Here is a 16,345-nt window from a genome sequence, read left to right as displayed (position 1 = left end):
CAGTATGTAGTCGTTCGATCGCACTGCTACTTTCCCTGCCAAATCCTGATGTAGTTCTGCTGGTAGGCGTCAGCACCTTGGTTGCCGTCGTACTCCTCGACGTCCGGGACGCTGGCAGAGTCCATCGACTTGATGCCGATACCCGAGTCGACGACGTCCTCGCCGGCAAACAGCCGGTTCAAGGAGTCGGCAGCAGCCCAGCCCAGCCAGGTCATCGGTCGACCGACCGCGAAGTTCTGTACACCCGAGCGCAGCAGTTCGAGTGACGAAGGGCTACCTTCGTGGCCGGCAAGCAGGAGGTCAGAACGACCCGACTTCCGAGCCTGCTCGACAGCAGCTCCCACACCAACCGGGATGTTGGCATCCAAGGGCGACATGACCACATTGGCCTTCGGGAACTTCGAGAGCCCAGCCGCAGTCTTACCCTGCAGCTTGCCGCTGAAGATGTCACCAGAGGTGTATGGGATCGACTCAACCGTGCACGTCGAGCACTCGGCCATCCGAGCCCGGAACGACTCGCCGACGTGGCGCGTCACAGCCAGGTCATCCTGCTTCAGCTCCACCACAAAGGCTTCACCGTTGGTCTTTGCAATAACCCAGTCGGCAATCGCCGGTCCGACCACCGTGCTTAGGAACTCACCATAGGTGTCGAGGTTCTTGCCCCACGGGAGATGACCGTCGAACATCCGCTCGCCGCCACCTGCGAACTTGTCGTCGCAATCGAGGGCGTTGGCGCCGAACACGACGATGCCTGCCGCATGGGCTTCCGAAATGGCTCCTTTGGTCGCAGCACAATCCACCGAGAACAGCATGATCGCGTCAGCCTTGTCCGCGATGGCTGCTCGAATCTGCTGGTTGTAGACGTTTGGGTCGAGCTTGCCATCAACCACCTTCACATCCCAGCCCAGGTGCTTGCCTGCTGCCGCGGCACCATTGGCGGGCAGCGCGCATCCAGAACCTTGGAGTGAGCACGCAATCGCCCAGACCTTCTTGCCAGGTACCGCCTTCGGCCCAGACTTGGGCATCTCACGGTCCGTGCCGGCGAAGTTGGCCTCGATGTTCTTCTTGGCCTGCTCGACAACGGCTGCAACGTCAGCATCGGTGCCACCAGCCCCGGAAGGATCGCTCTCACCGCACGCTGTCACGAGGACCATCGCCGCCGCAGCGGCGATGGCCAATCTTAAACACCTCATACCTGTGCCTACTTTCCCTTTTCACGATTCACAGAAAGACCACTACGACGTAGAAGTACTGCCCCCAGATGACCTCGATTCGTGGTCGGGAATCACCGATTCCGACCTCGCGAGGCGGGCAAGGCGCTCGTCAAGAATCTGGCCCGCTTCGTGAGTCGCATGACTGATCTGGTGCGACATGAAATGGAATGTGTGGAACTGCGCCTCCCCGCGGAGGTCCGCCAGGTACTGCAGACTCTCCTTGGACAGCTCCAACGCCTGACGAGGCGCACGCCGGAGCCGCTCGGTGAGCCATGCCAACTTCGAGTCAAGGTGAGCGTCCGGGACTACCCATGTCACCAGACCTGCTTGCCGGGCTTGCTCGGCCGACAGTCTCTCGTCCAACCAGAACACCCGTTTGGCCCAGCTCTCGCCAACCTTCGATGCGAAGTTGGGAACCTCTGCCTCGTTGACCCCCATGTGCATCAGGATCGGGGACCCGAATATCGCGGATTCTCCCGCAACGACAAAGTCAGTCGCCGCGGCAAACATGAGTCCGGCAGCCAGACAGTGGCCCTGGATTCGGCACACGGTCGGTATCGGCAAGTGGCGGAGCTTCTCAACCGGGTCGACGAACCAACGCTTCTCCTGTGCCTTCCGCGTCTCCACCTTGGAAAAGTTGCTAAAGTAGGTCTCGTCCTCGCCCATCATCCGAAGGTCGTGGCCCGAGCAGAAGCTCCGCCCCGCGCCCGCGATCACCAACACCCTGACAGAGCGGTCGGCTACCACCTCGTCGATCGCGGCATCGAACTCGCGCAGCATCTCGAGATTCTGCGCGTTGTGAACATCAGGACGATTGAAGGTGATTGTCCTGACCCCGTCACGATCATCGACCAGGATCGGACCACTGTCCCGTCTAGTTGACCGCCCGACGGGACCTGTTGCCGCTGCCCCGCCGTCCACGTCCGGCGCCTTGGATGCTGGCGCAGTCGACAATTGGCTTGCCAGCTCACGCAGTATGGCCACATCAGGTTTGCCACCGGACGTCCTGGGAACCTCACGGACCACCTCAATCCACTTGGGGTGTTTGAAGCGAGCCAACGTCCGACGGAGGCGACCTCGAATGTCCTCGACCAGATCGGGGTCGGCATGGAACTCTGGCTCCGGCTCTACGAAGGCCACGACGGACTCGCCGAACTCGGGGTCTGAGCGCCCGACGACCACAGCGTCAGCCACTTTGCGATGGCCGACCAGCGCGTTCTCGACCTCCTGGGGGTAGATGTTCACACCGCCAGAGATGATCACGAAGGACTGACGATCGGCGAGATAGAGGTACCCGTCGGAGTCCAATCGCCCAACATCCCCAACGGTGACCCACGCCGGATTGTCTGGGTGACGGGAACGAGCGGTCTTCTCCGAGTCACCGAAGTACTCGAAAGGGCGCGCGGGCTTGAAATAAATCGTTCCGACCCGGCCAGCCGCAAGTGCGGCACCACTATCGTCGCAGATCCGCACCAGTTCCGGATCAGGTCGCCCTACCGATCCTGGTCGCTCGGACCATTCCTTCGGGTCAAGGAATGCCCGACCGATGGCTTCCGAGGCGCCGTAGAAGTCCCACAGGATCGGGCCCCACCACGACACCATCGCACGCTTGGTTGCATCCGGGCAGGGTGCAGCCGAGTGAACGGCCACCCGCAACGACGAAAGATCGTAGGCGTGCCGAACTTCTGAGGGCAGCTGCAGCATCCGGACGAACATCGTCGGGACCCACTGGCTGTAAGTCACCCGATACTGCTCGATCGCCTTGAGCGCTCCCTCGGCGTCGAACTTCTCCTGTACCACCACCGTGCCGCCCAGCACGTGCGTCGCGACACAGAACCGCAGCGGGCTCGCGTGATACAGCGGCGCCGGACTGAGATAGACATCGCCATCCTCGAAGCCGAACTCAGTCTTATACACCGAGGCCAACGAGAACGTACGCTCGTCGATGGCTGCGTCCGGATCGATCGGCCGCCAGATGCCCTTGGGAGTTCCGGTCGTGCCCGACGAGTAGAGCAGCTCGTTCCCAAGCGGCTCCCGGTCAGGGCGCTCATCCGATACTTCGGCAAGGGCTTCCCGCATGTTCCGGTACCCATCGAGCAGACCCGTCCCTACTGCCAGCCTGAGTTTCAGGTGGTCGATCTCGTCGAACCTCGACGCTGTACCTTCGAAGTCCGTGCCGACGATTACGCCGCTCGCATTGCAATCGCCCACGATGTAGGCGGCCTCATTCGGTGTCAGTTGAGTACTAAGGGTCGTGACGCGGTGGCCGGCTCGGAGGATGCCCCAGTACGCCACGAAGTACTCCAGGCAGTTCCCCAAGAGGATCGCGATCGGACTACCGTCGGGGAGGTTGGCTCCCCGGAGCACATTCGCCAACCGAGCCGAGCCGTCGGCGAGTTCACGATAGGTCATGGCTGCACCTGACGCAGCCATCACGACGGCGACCCGGTCAGGTCGCGCAACGAACGGGTGTGCTGGTCTCTCAGCCATGGATCGGTTGCACCGCGCTCTGCCAGTCGAACTCGCCGCCAGCAACCTTGCCGCCAACTTCCTTAGCGGCGTTGTTGCGCATCGCGCCAAAGACATCCTCGTAGGACATCCCCTCACGCGGACTGATCTCCTCCATCTTGGACAACGTCTCCAACGGCGGAATCCCCTCGAAGGAGACACCGAGGTGGTCGGCCCACTTCTGAGTGCTGTTTCGGAAGAGGCGGGTGTGAATTGGCGCTGGGAGCGCGTTCAACGGATCCCGCATGCCTTCCTCGAGCGATACGAACTCGACGCCGGCCGCGACCAGAGCCTCGAGCATTGGGCGCACCGAGTCGGACGTAACGGCCGTACCGTGAAAAACCGAGATGAAGATCGGGTCGCGGCCGAACATCTCACGCGAAACAGCCGCGTGGCGCCGGAGCTGGTCAACCGCCGTTTCCGCGTACGTCCGCACCAGCCAAGCGGCCGCGTCAGAGTCCGCGCTCTCGACCGTTCGCCAGTACGGCGCGACGAACTGAGCGTCATAGAACCAGTAGCTGACCGGCGCCGGGATGTAGTTTTCCTCGGCCAGGAAGTGGTGAATGTCGGCAACCTTGTCAGCCTCGGCGCCCCACATGTCCATCGGATACCGGAAGTACTTCACCGGAGCAGCCTCGATGAAACTGCCGATGTAGTCCTCGGAGAGTTTGATGTCGTCAGTGAATGCACTGGCCGGGACCCAATCGGGACTGGCGTGATTGTGCGTATGGTTTCCGACGTGGTGCCCGGCAGCACACCACGCTTCGACTTGCTCGCGCAGACTCGGATCCGCCTCCATTGGACCCGTGCTGAAAAACGCGTAGCAGCCAGTGATCCCAAAATCAGCGAATGCCGAGGTCAACGACGACACCACGCGCTCAGCGCTGTACCCGGTCGGAAACGGCACCAGTTTCCACTGCAGGAAGTCGTCCACCGTAATGGCCACCTTCACCGGGCCGTTCGGAGAAATCGGTTCGCTCACAAGTTGCCTTCCTGTAGTGACGTGCTCTGCGTCACACAACATGTTGCTCGCTGGAGCCGCACCGGATCAACCTGCTCCGGCACCACAATCCGGTGGGGTGTCCCAACACATGCCACTGAGTAGAGGCCGGCGAACCCGCCAGGCGAGGCTGGAATCGCTGCTAGTGTCGTAAGTCGTTAATTCGTGTGCAGGAGCGGGCGATGGATACGAGGACGTGGTCCGCGTCTTGATCCACACGTAGGGACGGGGGTCCCGTTCCGGCCTTGATCCAGGCCGGATGTCGGTGTTGAGGGCTCGGACTCTGATGTGCGCATCGCGCTTGCGCTTCTCGGTGGTGAGCGCGGAGAACCAGCCCTTGTTGGCCCGCAACAGCTAGCCGGTCAGGAGGCGTCAGCCGCCTGGTCGAGGCGAACCAGGGGCGCAAGCCGAAGCGCGAGCCAGAGCGGAAGGTCTCCGACTTCGGTCGGCCGACCGCGGACCTTCTCGAACTTCTTGAGCCGTTGCGTCACCGTATTCGGATGCAAGTGGAGCTCGCGGGCAGTCCGCGTCGGGCTGGCACCGGTTTCCAAGAACACCTGGACTGTCTGTATCAGCTCGAGACCGGCCGGTCCCTTGTAGAGCAGAGCGCCGAGCTGCCGACGAACCAACTGTCGCGCTGCCTGGTGGTCCTGAAGCGCTAGCGTCTCGGCCTCGACATCAGGAAAGCACAGCGGCGATGCGGATGGATTGGCTTCCATCAGACGCGCGGCACTGAGTGCCTCCTCCCGAACACGTCGGAACCCGACGGCGCCAAACTGCTCACTGCTGAGTGCGACCCTGGCTCCCTCGGGTGGACGCGAGGGCAGGCGTGACCCGAATGCGGTCCAGGACCCCTCGCGCACCGTGACCCACACCAGCGCCGAGCGGGCACCCAGGGCCATCCCAAGGAACGGACCACCCAGCATGCTCGCAACGTGGGAGACCGAAGCGTCCAATCGGCCGGCCGGAAGGTCCGGGTCGGTAGCGACGACAAAGGCAACGTGGGCATAGCCGGCGATCGAGTATCCGAGGAGTTCCTCAGCGTGCGCGACGTCAATGTCTCCGGCAATGAAATTGTCCAACGTTTCCCGGACCTGGGCACCCTCGCGGTAGGCCAAATGAGCCGTTCTCGTGGAGTAGATCTCGACGACCTGAGCAGTGATGTCCTGGACGTAGTCGGAGATCCAGCTCATCGCGACCTCGAGCAACTCCAGCCGAAAGTCCTCGGACAGCGCCTCGTGGGACTTCGCCCGGACCGCTTCGAGGAACGTCTTCCAGATCTCGACCTTGCAGATCTCGTAAGCCATCAGCAGCGACTCCAGCGGTGCACCGCTGTCCGCCTGAGCGATGACGAGCACGCGAGCCGGCTTCGGCATCGCCCACATCCGAGGGCGAGCCGCCAAACCAAAGCTCCGGAACGACGGCAGATGTGACATGACAGATGCCCTCAGTAGAGCCCGATCGACGTCGTCTGGCACCATCGTGGGAACGCGTTCCGCAAGCAGACCGACCAGACGTTCGAAGACAACATCGCCCTGAGCTTCTATCCACTCGCGATAGAAACTCAACCGATCTGTCGTCCCCGCCACTCTTGCAGTCTAGATCTAGATGATTGATTCCGTGAAGATCATGTGAAGGGGGCCGGTGTGACGGCCTGGGAGGAGGGTGTTCAAGATCAAACTGTGACGAAAGAACTGAACACCCTCCTGACCGCACTCTACGTGCTGCCTACCTCACTGACCATGTCGTCCCGGCTCGGACCGGACGGGGACGGCGCCCGCTGTTCACCGACAGTGAGTTGCTGACGCTGGCGGTGGCTCAGGTTCTGCTGCGTTACAACGGTGAGCGTCGCTGGATGCGGCACGTGCATAGCAACCCCGAGCTGCTGGCGATGTTCCCGCACGTGCCTCGCCAGCCCGGATACAACAAGCGTTTGAGGAACGCGCAGCCCTTGCTGTGCAAGGCAATCATCACCCTGGCCGCGTGCTGCCCGTCCTGGTTCGACGACCTGTGGATCACCGACGCCACCCCGGTGCCATGCGGCATGTCCCGGGAGACGGTGAAACGCTCGGACCTGGCCGGTCACGCCAACTATGGTTACTGCGCGTCACACTCCAGGTGGTACTGGGGCCTGAAGCTCTACCTCGTGTGTACCGGGGACGGGATGCCGGTCATGTGGTGCCTGGCCGACCCCAAGATCGGCGAACGCGAGGTGCTGGCCGCGTTACTCGACAACAACCACTACCTGATCCGCAACGGCCAGATTCTGTTGGCCGACAAGGGTTTCTCCGGCAAGGAGTTCAAGAAACTCACCGAGTCGAAGCAACTGCGGCTACTGCGCCCGGACCGCAAGGACGAAACCTACGCATGCGGCAACCTCGGCGGTGTGCGCCAGTGGATCGAGTCGGTCAACCAGACCCTCAAAAGCCAACTCGGCCTCGAACAGCACGGCGGACGCACCCCGGCAGGCGTGTTCACCCGCGTCGCCCAGCGCTTGCTGGCCATGGCCGCAGGCATCTGGCACAACTGGGAAACCGGCGCGACCAGCAAACGCTCACTCATCGCGTTCGACCACTAACACCAACTTCACGGAATCAATCATCCTCTATTTAGGCGTTTGCCTTCAACGGCTGACGATCAGAGCGTCCCACCGCTGCTGGTGAATCAGGTCGTCCAGCACGCGTCGAACGACGTCGAGAACAGCCGAGCAAGCCCGCGTCGCGCGTTCCGGTCGGGTCCCGGCCAGCCCGATGGTGCGGCGGATCTCCGGGCCCTCGATCGGCGCACCGTCGCAGACGCCGATTCGCACCGATTGCGCAGCAACGCCCGCCGGCAGGACAGTCCACGTGTCGCCGACGACCAATGCCTTCTGTAGTTCGAGAGAGTTTGTCTCCGCACGGATCTTCAGCGCCGCACCTGTCGTGGCGGCCACATCATCGATCAAGTGCCGCAGACCGTGCTCCACTGTTGGAACTGCCAACGGTTGACCGGCCACGCGGTCCCAGGTGACGGAATCCTGGCCGGAGAGACCAGCTCCCAACGGCGCCAGCGCCCAGAGCCGCCCGCTGAAGAGCGAGATCATTGGCGGACGCTCGCCGCGTCCCATCTTCATGGAGTACAACAGCGAAATGTCGAGCTCGCCTTGGGCCGACCAGTCAGCAAGGCTGCCGGAGTACGCACTCACGAGTTTGAGCTCAACCGCAGGAGCTTCGGAGGCGACGCGCTCGACCAGGGGCGGCCCCACCAACGCGCACATACTGTCCAGCAGCCCGACTGTCACCGAGCCCTCGATCCTGGAGGCTGACGACTCCATCTCCGCCTGCGCCTTCTCGATCTCGGCAAGTGCCCGACGGGCGTGGGCGAGCAGGACGTGACCGTCATCGGTCAGCACCATTCCGGCCGCGGTCCGTGAGAAGAGGGCCACGCCCGCTTCCCGTTCCAGTGCGAGGATCTGTCGGGTGACTGCCGACTGCGCCAGTCGCAGATGTCGAGCTGTAAACATTCAGTTGGATTGCCGTGAGTGGTCTGCGTGATGGCATGGCGTGATCGCCCGATGGGTTTGGTGCCGGTCGGGGTTGGCGCGGGTCAGGCTGGGGTGGGGTCCGGTGGCGTCTGTCCGCGGATGGCCTCGCGGAGGGCTTCGATCATGTTGCGGCCGTGCTTGCTGGCGGTGGAGAGGTATCCGCGGATTCGGTAGCGGTCTTTGGTGCGTTTCTCGCTGGTCAGCCGCCCGGAGATGTTCTGTTGCACCTTGGCGGGCTGTAGGTCGCGTTCGGCTTGGTTGGAGGTGGGTGGAACCTTCAGGTCGTGGGCGAAGCGCAGCACGTCGGGCTCGCGGTCGCGCAGGACTTCCAGCAGTAGCCGGGCCTTGCGCTCACCGGGCCGGTTTCCGTGGCTGGTGGTGTCGGACAGCCCGACCCGAACACCGTCACGGAACCGCTTGATCAGCTCGTTTTTGATCGTCTGCTCGATCGCGTCCCGGCCGGTGGCGCGGGCGAGGTGGGCTTCGTGGATCAGCCCGCGCAGTGCGTCGGCGATCTGGGTGGGCCAGTGCGCATCGGGATAGACCTCGCCGGCACCATCGAGATCACGACCCAGGTGAGCGCAACACAGTTGGTGGGTCAGCTCGCCCAGTTCGGCGGAGTTGTAGTTTTGGTAGCGGTCGTGCACGATCACCGAGCCGGCAAGATCCTGGATCACGAACGCCTTGAACGTGGCGAGGTCCCGGTCACCGAGCAGGTAGTGGGTGAACAGTTCGGTGCAGGCGACCAGCAGGTACTTCTCGGCTTTCTTCTTGCCCGGTTTGGGTGTGCGCGGCCCCACTCGCAGCGGGGTTTCGTCGCAGCAGACAGCGTAGGCCAGGGTGATCAGCGTGCGGATCCGCGTGTCGACCTCGGTCAACACGCCCGCAGCGCGGGTAAGCATGCCGTGCACGAAACCCACGCTGGGCGCGGAGCCGGTCAGCGATGCCAACAGCTCGACGCAGCGGTGCACGGGAATGAAGTGCACGACCATGAGATACACAGCGAAAGCCTGCAGGTTAGGGCCGTAGCCCACCGGCCCGGGACGGGCGCCTTCCGGGCGCGCAGCGGTGTGCACCCTGCCGCAGCCACAGCGCACCGCATGCTGGTCGTACTGGGTGATCTTCACCGACACCGGGGGGATCTCGTGCTGCTGGTAGCGATCCACCACCCCCAAATCCCGTGCCCCGGCCAGGTCAGTGCCGCACTCGCATACGCCCCGGGGAAACCGATCCTTGTGATCTCCCGGGGAATCGGTCCAGGCCAGGTTCGCCCCCGGAGTCCCGGGCTGCTTGCCCTTCCGCTTCGACGCGCCGCCGCGTTTCGCCTCCGCCGGAGGCGGTGTCCTGCCCGGGCCTTAGTCTTTGGACGGAGCAGATGACGAATTCTTGCTATTCCGGGACAGCACATGCTCCAGCTTCGCCAGTCTCTCGCCCAGCGTCTCGTTGACCTCCGCCAACCCGGCCATCTGCGTGGCCATCACTGTGATCTGCCGGTCTCGCACCGCGATCTGCTCGCCTAGCGCCGTGATCCGCGCGCCCTGCTCACCCACGAGCTCGAGCAACTCGTCACAGGTCATCTCCTCGGGCACAGGCACCCCAGCATCACAGCAGTTCCGAACCAGAAGATCAGCCAGCGACACGCCGACACAGAAACCACACAGCCCCAGCAGTCACAGACCGCTACGCCAGCACCGCTGGCACTACACACAGTGCACCGGCTGAATGTTCACGTCGATTCGTGTCAACCTTTTACCGTTCCGGGAACCTCCGGAACGAACGTGCTTTGCAGCATATTTGGCGGAAATATTGCCCTTCAACGGGGAAAGGGAGTGCAGTCATGCCCAGCATTCGCATCGGAGCAGGGTCGACGCGCGGGTCGACGCAGCCAGGATCCGGTTGGCAGGAACACGGAAACGGTGTCACGCTGCTCGTCGACACCACCAGCGCGAAATTCACACAAACGCCCACTTACACGATCTCGTTGAGCGGCCCCGGCGGGAACATGTGGATCGCCGGCGGCGGCGCCGCTTCGGTCTACGAGCCGACCGCAACCAGTTTCAAGGTCTACATCCTTGCGGTCGGACGGTCAGAAGCTCAGCGTCTCCAACGTGATCAACAACTGGAAGTGGTACATCAACTGGATTGGTGTCCAGGAGTGAAATAAGCCCGAAATGTGTGGGGTGTCGCGCTGGTCGCCACAACTCGTCCGGCAACTGATCGCGCAACCGCGCGGAATTCGCCACCGGCTGGGGCGGACTTGTCGTGACGATCGCTGGGCGAGGGTGTTGTCGCCCCGGAGGTGGCGCCGATTTCTCGCGAAATCGACACCATCTCGGCCGGCAGGCGTCCGCTGGTTCAGCAGCAGCGGGAGCCCCGCCGGGGTAGCGTCCTGGCGGTCCACGTGGCGGCGCCAGAACTCCCGCTCCCACGCCGGTGACGAAGGGAAGACCGGCAGTCGCTACCGCAACGCGCAACTGACCAGGCCGGGGCACCAGCCGTGATGAGCGCAACGCCCCTCACCGACAAGACCCCGCACAGGAGATACGACCCAACCTTTCCCCGCGATCAACAAGCATCCGCCGACCGGCATCGGCGTCAAGGCCCTGCGTTTCCTCCCGCGGTCGGGCTCCGCCCGAGCCTTGACCCCGACGCCTTGCCCGGGCGCGGCCCAACCGCGGGAGGAAAGGCCAAAAGAAAGGTCAGCACCCCCTTGACCGGCCCCGCTCCTTCAGGGATGACCTGCACCGACAGCGCGTGTGCCTGCAACCGCCCGGCATACGACGGCGAGAGCGTGGCCTGCTGGCGTGGGCGAACTCGCTCGATGAGGCTGCATTCGATCTGTGGCCTAGCACCCGCGGCGGCAACGGCCTGGTCACCTTTACCGCCGGACCATTGGCGGGGTGTCGATCGAGGGCTTCGACCACCTGACTTACGCCAGCAGCTGCTTCAGCCTGCCGGTCGGAACTGGCCTCAGGAGATGCAGGGGGAAGGGCCATCAAACGGTAAGCCGGAGAGCAGGTCACGCCGCCGCGTCACAATGCGAACGCTGCCCCCGCACATGTCGAGGGCAGCGTTGCGCACTGCGGACGTGAGGATTACGTCCAGGTGGTCTTGGCGGGAGTGACGCTTCTGTCCTTGATCTTCTCGGTCGTCACCGCGTCCTTCGCGAGTTTCACTTCCGACACAGCGCTGTCCGCGAGCTTCTCGCTCGTCACGGCCGCTGCAACCAAATGGCCGGTGCTCACCTGGTTGGGTGCGAGTTCGTTCCCCGTAACGGCGTTCTGAGCGATCTTGTCCGTGGTCACAGCCCCGGACACGAGTTTCTGGCCCGCGATGGCGTTGTCCGCGATCTTTCCGTCCGCCACGCAGTTCGGGGCGAGTTGCCGGTCGGTGACGCAGTTGTCCGCCATCTTGGCGGTCGTGACGGCCCCGGCGTCCAGTGCCTCCGTCCCCACCGCGTTGGGCGCGATGTGGCTGCTCTGGACGGCTCCGATCGCGATCTTGTGAGAGCTGACCGCGCCATCCATGAGCTTCTTTTCCTGCACCGCGTTGTCGGCGATCTTTTCAGCCGTGACAGCGTTGCTGGCGAGTTCCCTGCCTGTGACGGCGTTCTCGTCGATCTTTCCGGACTTGACCGCGTTGTTCGCGATCTCCCTGTCGGTGACCGCATTCGCAGCGATCCTGTCGCTCGTGACGGCGTCCATCGCCAATTTGTCGGTGTTCACCGCGTTGTTGGCAATCTTGTCTCGTAGGACGGCGTCCTTGAAGATATTCTCGGACTTGACCGCATTCGGAGCGAGTTCAACGTCAGTAACCGAGTTGTCGGCGATCTTCGGGGTCGTGACCGCGTTGTCGGCAATCTTCGCGGCCACGACCGCGTTGTCGGCGAGCTTCTTCGAGGTGACCGCATCCTTACCGATCTTCGTGGTCGTGACGCAGTCCTCCGCGAGATGACGATTCTGAATCACACCGTCCTTGTCCTCCAGGTACTTCGTCTGCATCTCCCGCACGGTATTTTCAAGTTCTGTGATTCTGTTTTCTAGCGCATCCACGTACTTCATGCGATCAAGCTGGTCACGGAGACGGTTGACCTGGACGGCGGCCTCGTTCCAGTCGCTCGTCGTAATCTCCTCACCGTGTCCTTTGGTGGACAGTGGGTATTCTCTGGTGTGATTCGACATCATTTTCCTCTCTCTGCGTGCTGTCGAGACCGGAGCGCTTCACCCCGTAGGCCCATCGTGGTTTGGTTGCGCGGTCATCGCGAGTCGGTCACACGATGCACACCTGATCGAAGGATAATTCAGCAAAGAGATCGAAAAATGTGGACGCCAGGTAATCACAATTGTGTTTTTTCTGCCGGTTCGCGAACATATCGACGAAATCAACTGGTCCTGATCTGGCGTTCGCAGGTCCGCCCGCCACTGTCGGTTACCTGAACGGATCGCGGTAGGGACCGCCCTTGTGGGCAGGGTTCCGGCGAAGTCTGTTCACCCTGGGTAAAGGACGGGCACGGCGCTCTTGTTGATCATGTGAGTCCACCGCGCTGTTCTACGTCGCCGCTCGGCTATTGCACAGAATCAGCATGGGCGATCACCCCGAACTCGCCGAGCCACTTCGCCCTGGTTGCCGAACTCGAAACGCAGGAGCCAACCTCGGCGACGTGCATAGGCGATGGTTACTGCGCGTCGGCTCAATGTCCTATTCGGGTGCGGGGTTGTCCGTCGGCGAGGTGGTGCCGGTATAGCGGGCGCCAGGCCGTGCCAGTCGTCCGGTGACCAGTGCGCAACGGGCCTCGCGCCAACGGCCCGCGTGCAGGTGCTCATCTGCGGCGCGGATGGCGTCCGCGGCGTCCTGCACGATAATCGTCTGATCGTCGTCGATCTGGGCCAGCAGCCCCAGGGCGTGCTGCACATGGGACCGCACCTGCGGCATGGCTGCTGCCTCGGCGGTAAGCACCTTCACCAGGGCCGTGTCGACCGCTGCCTGAACCTGGCCAACGATTCCGTCGTGCGATGAGGGCGACATGGAGGACCAGGATAAGCACCCGCCGCGGCGGCACGGCCGAGACACGCCCGGTTCCGATGCAGTCAGAGGCGATCCGACCATTGTGGGCATCTTGTACGGCGGGGCGTGGCTTCGGCGCACCTGCGGGGCCCGGCTCGACGACCGGGCTGTCCGCGGCCAGTGAAAACCACATGGCCACTGACACCTAGCCTGACGGCGCGCAGGGCGTGGCCGCTTCGGGGGGTGCAGGCGGCAGTGATCGTTGGCGTTTGGTCGGTGGTGGCGTTGTCGGCCTGGTTCGATGGAAGGGCGTCGTTCGCTGCTTCGGGAGGGGCTGGTCCTGCACGCGTTACTTGCGGAGGCTCTGTCCGTCGTTGTGCTCCTGGTGGTGCTGGCCGCGGCGGTGGTGCGGCCGTGGGGCTGGCCGGAGGCGGTGGTCGCGGTTCCGGCCGCAGCGGTGATGATCGGCACCGGGGCGGTCTCGCTGGAGCACGCGCGCATCGAGGCGGAACGACCGGGGCCCATGATCGGTTTCCTCGCTACGGTGCTCGTTTTCGCCCGGTTGTGCGACGACGAGGGACTGTTCCACGCCTGCGGGGCGTGGATGAGCCGCACCGCCGTGGGGCGGCACGCCGGTTACTGGTCGAGCTGTTCGTGATCGCGTCGCTGACGACGGCGGTGCTGAGTCTGGACGCCACAGTGGTGCTGCTGACCCCGGTGGTGCTACCGCAGCCCGGCTGGGCGCCCGCCCCAAGCCCCACGTCTACGCCTGCACCCACTTGTCAAACACCGCTTCTCTGCTGTTGCCGGTATCCAACTTGACCAATCTGCTGGCATTCGCAGCCAGCGGCCAGAGCTTCACGCGGTTCGCCGCGCTGATGGCGCTGCCGTGGCTGGTGGCCATCGCCACCGAGTACGTGATCTTCCGGTGGTACTTCGCCATCGACCTCGACGCCGGCGCCCCAGCGCCGCCTGGTGCCGCAGCGCCCGAATTACCGGTGTTCGCCCTGGCAACCCTCGCCTGCACCCTGGCGGGTTTCGTCCTCGCCTCCGGTTTCGGGGTGAACCCGGTGTGGGCGGCCCTGGCCGGTGTCGTCGTCCTCGCTTCCCGCGCGCTGGCCCAGCGCCGCACCACCGCGTTCGAGATCGTCCGCGCCGCCGCGGTGCCGTTCCTCGCCTTCGTGCTGGCGTTGGGGATCGTGGTCCGTGCGGTGGTCGACAACGGATTGGCTTGGGCGCTGGGGAATCTGGTGCCCGCAGGCACCGGCCTGCCGGTCCTGCTGGGCACCGCGGCGCTGGCAGCGGTCCTGGCAAACATGATCAACAACCTGCCCGCTGTGCTGGTGCTGCTACCGCTGGCCGCCCCGGCCGGCCCCGGCGCGGTGCTCGCAGTGCTGCTCGGAGTGAACATCGGCCCCAACCTCACCTACGCCGGGTCCCTGGCCACCCTGCTGTGGCGACGCATCATGCGCGGCCACGACACCGACGTGGACTTGGGCGAGTTCACCCTGCTCGGCTTGCTCACCGTGCCCGCCGGCCTCGTATGGCCGTAGTGGCACTGTGGGCATCGCTGCATGTGATCGGAGGCTGATCGGATGCCCGTCATCGTCTGGATCGTCGAAGGCACCTGGCCCGCGTGCGTCGACGCCGCACGCACCCACACGCCCGAAGACACCGACATCGTGCTGCTCCACGTCACCAGCCACGACATCCCGGGCGGAGCCCACGGCGCCTACGCCGGCCTGCTCGGCCGCGCCCACCCCGAACACGACCCCGGCACCCGGCTGGAACACCTGGCCGCCGGCTCCGCCGAACGACTCCTCAACGCCGCCGCCGACCGCCTACAGCGCCCCTGCACCCGACTGGAGCGCATCGGACGATGCCGAACAGGAAGTCGTCGCCGCAGCCCAAGGCGCCGACCTACTCATCCTCGCCCGCGACGGGGACCGCACCCACCCAGGACCGAAAAGCCTCAGCGCGGCCACCCTCTTCGCCGTCGACCACGCACCCTGCCCCATCCTCCTGGTCTGGCCCGAACCACCCCAAACCACCGCCATCCCACCACCACATCCACAGCACCATCCATAAACCCGAACCACCCCAACAAACCGCGAAGGAATCGAGCAGTGCTCGCAGCGCGCGGCGTAGTCGGCCAGACCCTCGCCGAGCGCTGTGTATTCGCCGGCGTTGGTGACCCCAGTCACGGATGATTTGTGCCAGCGGCTGCGGCTGTGCGCTCCGGCCAACAGGGGCGGGGAGTCGGTGCCGCCGTGGAATTCCAGCTTGGTCAGGACGTCGACTTCGGTGACCACGCCCACCGGCCTGCCTGCCGGTCGATGACGACCAGGGCGTCGATGTCTCGGGCGATCATGGTGCCCACGAGTTCCTTGAAGGGCGTGCCGGGCACGACAGTGATCGCGTGCGGGTTCATCACATCCGCCACGCTCGGCTCGCGCATCTCGACCTCGCATTGATGTGGTGCGGCCCACTACACAGCAAGCCATTCGAAGTTGCTAAGGTTAGCAACTGCTGAACCTCGTGGGCAGCGTGCGAGCTGGCCCGCCCCGAGTGACGGCGGGCAGGGAGGATCAGCGGTATGCCAACGATGGACGGCCGTAGTGCGAGTAATGAATCCCGCGAGGAGGGGTACTGGTGAGCAGACCCCTCTACCAGGTCAAGGCGGATTTCTTCAAGACGCTGGGGCATCCGGCGCGGATCCGGGTGCTCGAGTTGTTGAGCGAACGCGAACACGCGGTGGCGGAGATGCTGCCCGAAGTGGAAATCGAACCGGCGAACCTCTCACAGCACCTTGCGGTACTGCGACGGGCCGGTCTGGTGGTGACCCGCAAAGAAGGTTCCACCGTGTTCTACTCGCTGACCAGCCCCCACGTGGCCGAGCTGCTGGCGGTCGCGCGGCGCATCTTGACCGGGGTGTTGTCCGGTCAGGTGGAGTTGCTGGAGGACCTGCGCACCGCGACATCCGCAGCGGCGGCCCGCAGCGGCCGGAGGCCGGCGCAGCCGGGCGATTGAGCCGCGGTCACGTCGCCGATTTCCTGCAGGCTTCGGCGACGTGACCGCACCCTCATGACTCGAACG

At 64.1% G+C, this 16,345-nt stretch carries 14 protein-coding genes and 1 pseudogene; 5 read left to right on the top strand and 10 right to left on the bottom strand.

What is annotated here, in order from left to right; all coding sequences use genetic code 11:
• Positions 1 to 26: 26 nt before the first annotated feature.
• From FDZ84_RS23670 to FDZ84_RS23655, 4 genes are all read right to left on the bottom strand, one after another.
• Positions 27 to 1,178: a substrate-binding domain-containing protein gene (locus tag FDZ84_RS23670; protein ID WP_168587686.1), complete on the bottom strand. Its 1,152-nt coding sequence runs from the start codon at positions 1,176 to 1,178 to the stop codon at positions 27 to 29.
• Between the two features lie 57 nt (positions 1,179 to 1,235).
• On the bottom strand, positions 1,236 to 3,704 hold the full coding sequence (locus FDZ84_RS23665) for an AMP-binding protein (protein ID WP_168587685.1): 2,469 nt from the start codon (positions 3,702 to 3,704) through the stop codon (positions 1,236 to 1,238).
• The gene (locus FDZ84_RS23660) at positions 3,697 to 4,704 is read right to left on the bottom strand and encodes a polysaccharide deacetylase family protein (protein WP_168587684.1); all 1,008 of its coding nucleotides are present in this window, start codon (positions 4,702 to 4,704) and stop codon (positions 3,697 to 3,699) included. The genes FDZ84_RS23665 and FDZ84_RS23660 overlap by 8 nt, the downstream gene beginning before the upstream one ends.
• Positions 4,705 to 5,084: 380 nt before the next feature.
• The gene (locus tag FDZ84_RS23655; protein WP_168587683.1) at positions 5,085 to 6,311 is read right to left on the bottom strand and encodes a CdaR family transcriptional regulator; all 1,227 of its coding nucleotides are present in this window, start codon (positions 6,309 to 6,311) and stop codon (positions 5,085 to 5,087) included.
• Positions 6,312 to 6,404: 93 nt separating this feature from the next.
• Between FDZ84_RS23655 and FDZ84_RS23650 the strand changes: the two are divergent.
• Positions 6,405 to 7,300, top strand: a pseudogene (locus FDZ84_RS23650) (IS982 family transposase).
• Between the two features lie 45 nt (positions 7,301 to 7,345).
• Here FDZ84_RS23650 and FDZ84_RS23645 read toward each other — a convergent pair.
• The 3 genes from FDZ84_RS23645 to FDZ84_RS23635 all read right to left on the bottom strand — a co-directional run bounded on the left by FDZ84_RS23645 (position 7,346) and on the right by FDZ84_RS23635 (position 9,822).
• Positions 7,346 to 8,224 (bottom strand): LysR substrate-binding domain-containing protein, encoded by an 879-nt coding sequence (locus FDZ84_RS23645; RefSeq protein ID WP_168587682.1) that lies wholly within the window; start codon positions 8,222 to 8,224, stop codon positions 7,346 to 7,348.
• A gap of 83 nt (positions 8,225 to 8,307) precedes the next feature.
• The gene (locus FDZ84_RS23640) at positions 8,308 to 9,510 is read right to left on the bottom strand and encodes an IS66 family transposase (protein WP_168590299.1); all 1,203 of its coding nucleotides are present in this window, start codon (positions 9,508 to 9,510) and stop codon (positions 8,308 to 8,310) included.
• A 90-nt stretch (positions 9,511 to 9,600) separates the two neighbouring features.
• On the bottom strand, positions 9,601 to 9,822 hold the full coding sequence (locus tag FDZ84_RS23635) for a DUF6444 domain-containing protein (RefSeq protein ID WP_168587681.1): 222 nt from the start codon (positions 9,820 to 9,822) through the stop codon (positions 9,601 to 9,603).
• 260 nt (positions 9,823 to 10,082) lie between these two features.
• Between FDZ84_RS23635 and FDZ84_RS23630 the strand changes: the two genes are divergently transcribed.
• Positions 10,083 to 10,409: a hypothetical protein gene (locus FDZ84_RS23630; RefSeq protein ID WP_168587680.1), complete on the top strand. Its 327-nt coding sequence runs from the start codon at positions 10,083 to 10,085 to the stop codon at positions 10,407 to 10,409.
• Positions 10,410 to 11,340: 931 nt separating this feature from the next.
• Here the strand turns inward: FDZ84_RS23630 and FDZ84_RS23625 are convergent.
• Both FDZ84_RS23625 and FDZ84_RS23620 read right to left on the bottom strand, forming a co-directional pair.
• Positions 11,341 to 12,429: a hypothetical protein gene (locus FDZ84_RS23625; RefSeq protein WP_168587679.1), complete on the bottom strand. Its 1,089-nt coding sequence runs from the start codon at positions 12,427 to 12,429 to the stop codon at positions 11,341 to 11,343.
• A gap of 514 nt (positions 12,430 to 12,943) precedes the next feature.
• A complete protein-coding gene (locus FDZ84_RS23620) occupies positions 12,944 to 13,270 on the bottom strand; it encodes a hypothetical protein (RefSeq protein ID WP_168587678.1) in 327 nt (108 codons plus the stop codon).
• Positions 13,271 to 13,550: 280 nt separating this feature from the next.
• Between FDZ84_RS23620 and FDZ84_RS40880 the strand changes: the two genes are divergently transcribed.
• Positions 13,551 to 13,907 carry a hypothetical protein gene (locus tag FDZ84_RS40880; RefSeq protein WP_371812662.1) on the top strand — a complete coding sequence of 119 codons (357 nt, stop codon included), beginning with the start codon at positions 13,551 to 13,553 and terminating at the stop codon, positions 13,905 to 13,907.
• Positions 13,908 to 14,028: 121 nt separating this feature from the next.
• Positions 14,029 to 14,802: an ArsB/NhaD family transporter gene (locus FDZ84_RS40875; RefSeq protein WP_371812661.1), complete on the top strand. Its 774-nt coding sequence runs from the start codon at positions 14,029 to 14,031 to the stop codon at positions 14,800 to 14,802.
• Positions 14,803 to 15,536: 734 nt separating this feature from the next.
• Here the strand turns inward: FDZ84_RS40875 and FDZ84_RS23605 are convergent.
• On the bottom strand, positions 15,537 to 15,707 hold the full coding sequence (locus FDZ84_RS23605; RefSeq protein WP_168587677.1) for a CBS domain-containing protein: 171 nt from the start codon (positions 15,705 to 15,707) through the stop codon (positions 15,537 to 15,539).
• A 194-nt stretch (positions 15,708 to 15,901) separates the two neighbouring features.
• Between FDZ84_RS23605 and FDZ84_RS23600 the strand changes: the two genes are divergently transcribed.
• Positions 15,902 to 16,279, top strand: a complete 378-nt coding sequence (locus tag FDZ84_RS23600) for a helix-turn-helix transcriptional regulator (RefSeq protein ID WP_168587676.1) — start codon at positions 15,902 to 15,904, stop codon at positions 16,277 to 16,279.
• The last annotated feature ends 66 nt before the right edge of the window (positions 16,280 to 16,345 follow it).

It is taken from the genome of Saccharopolyspora sp. ASAGF58 (assembly GCF_012277335.1).
GTDB classification, from domain to species: Bacteria; Actinomycetota; Actinomycetes; order Mycobacteriales; family Pseudonocardiaceae; genus Saccharopolyspora; species Saccharopolyspora hattusasensis.
The sequence above is the reverse complement of the archived record's forward strand: the minus strand, read 5'-3'. Positions and strand labels throughout refer to the sequence as shown.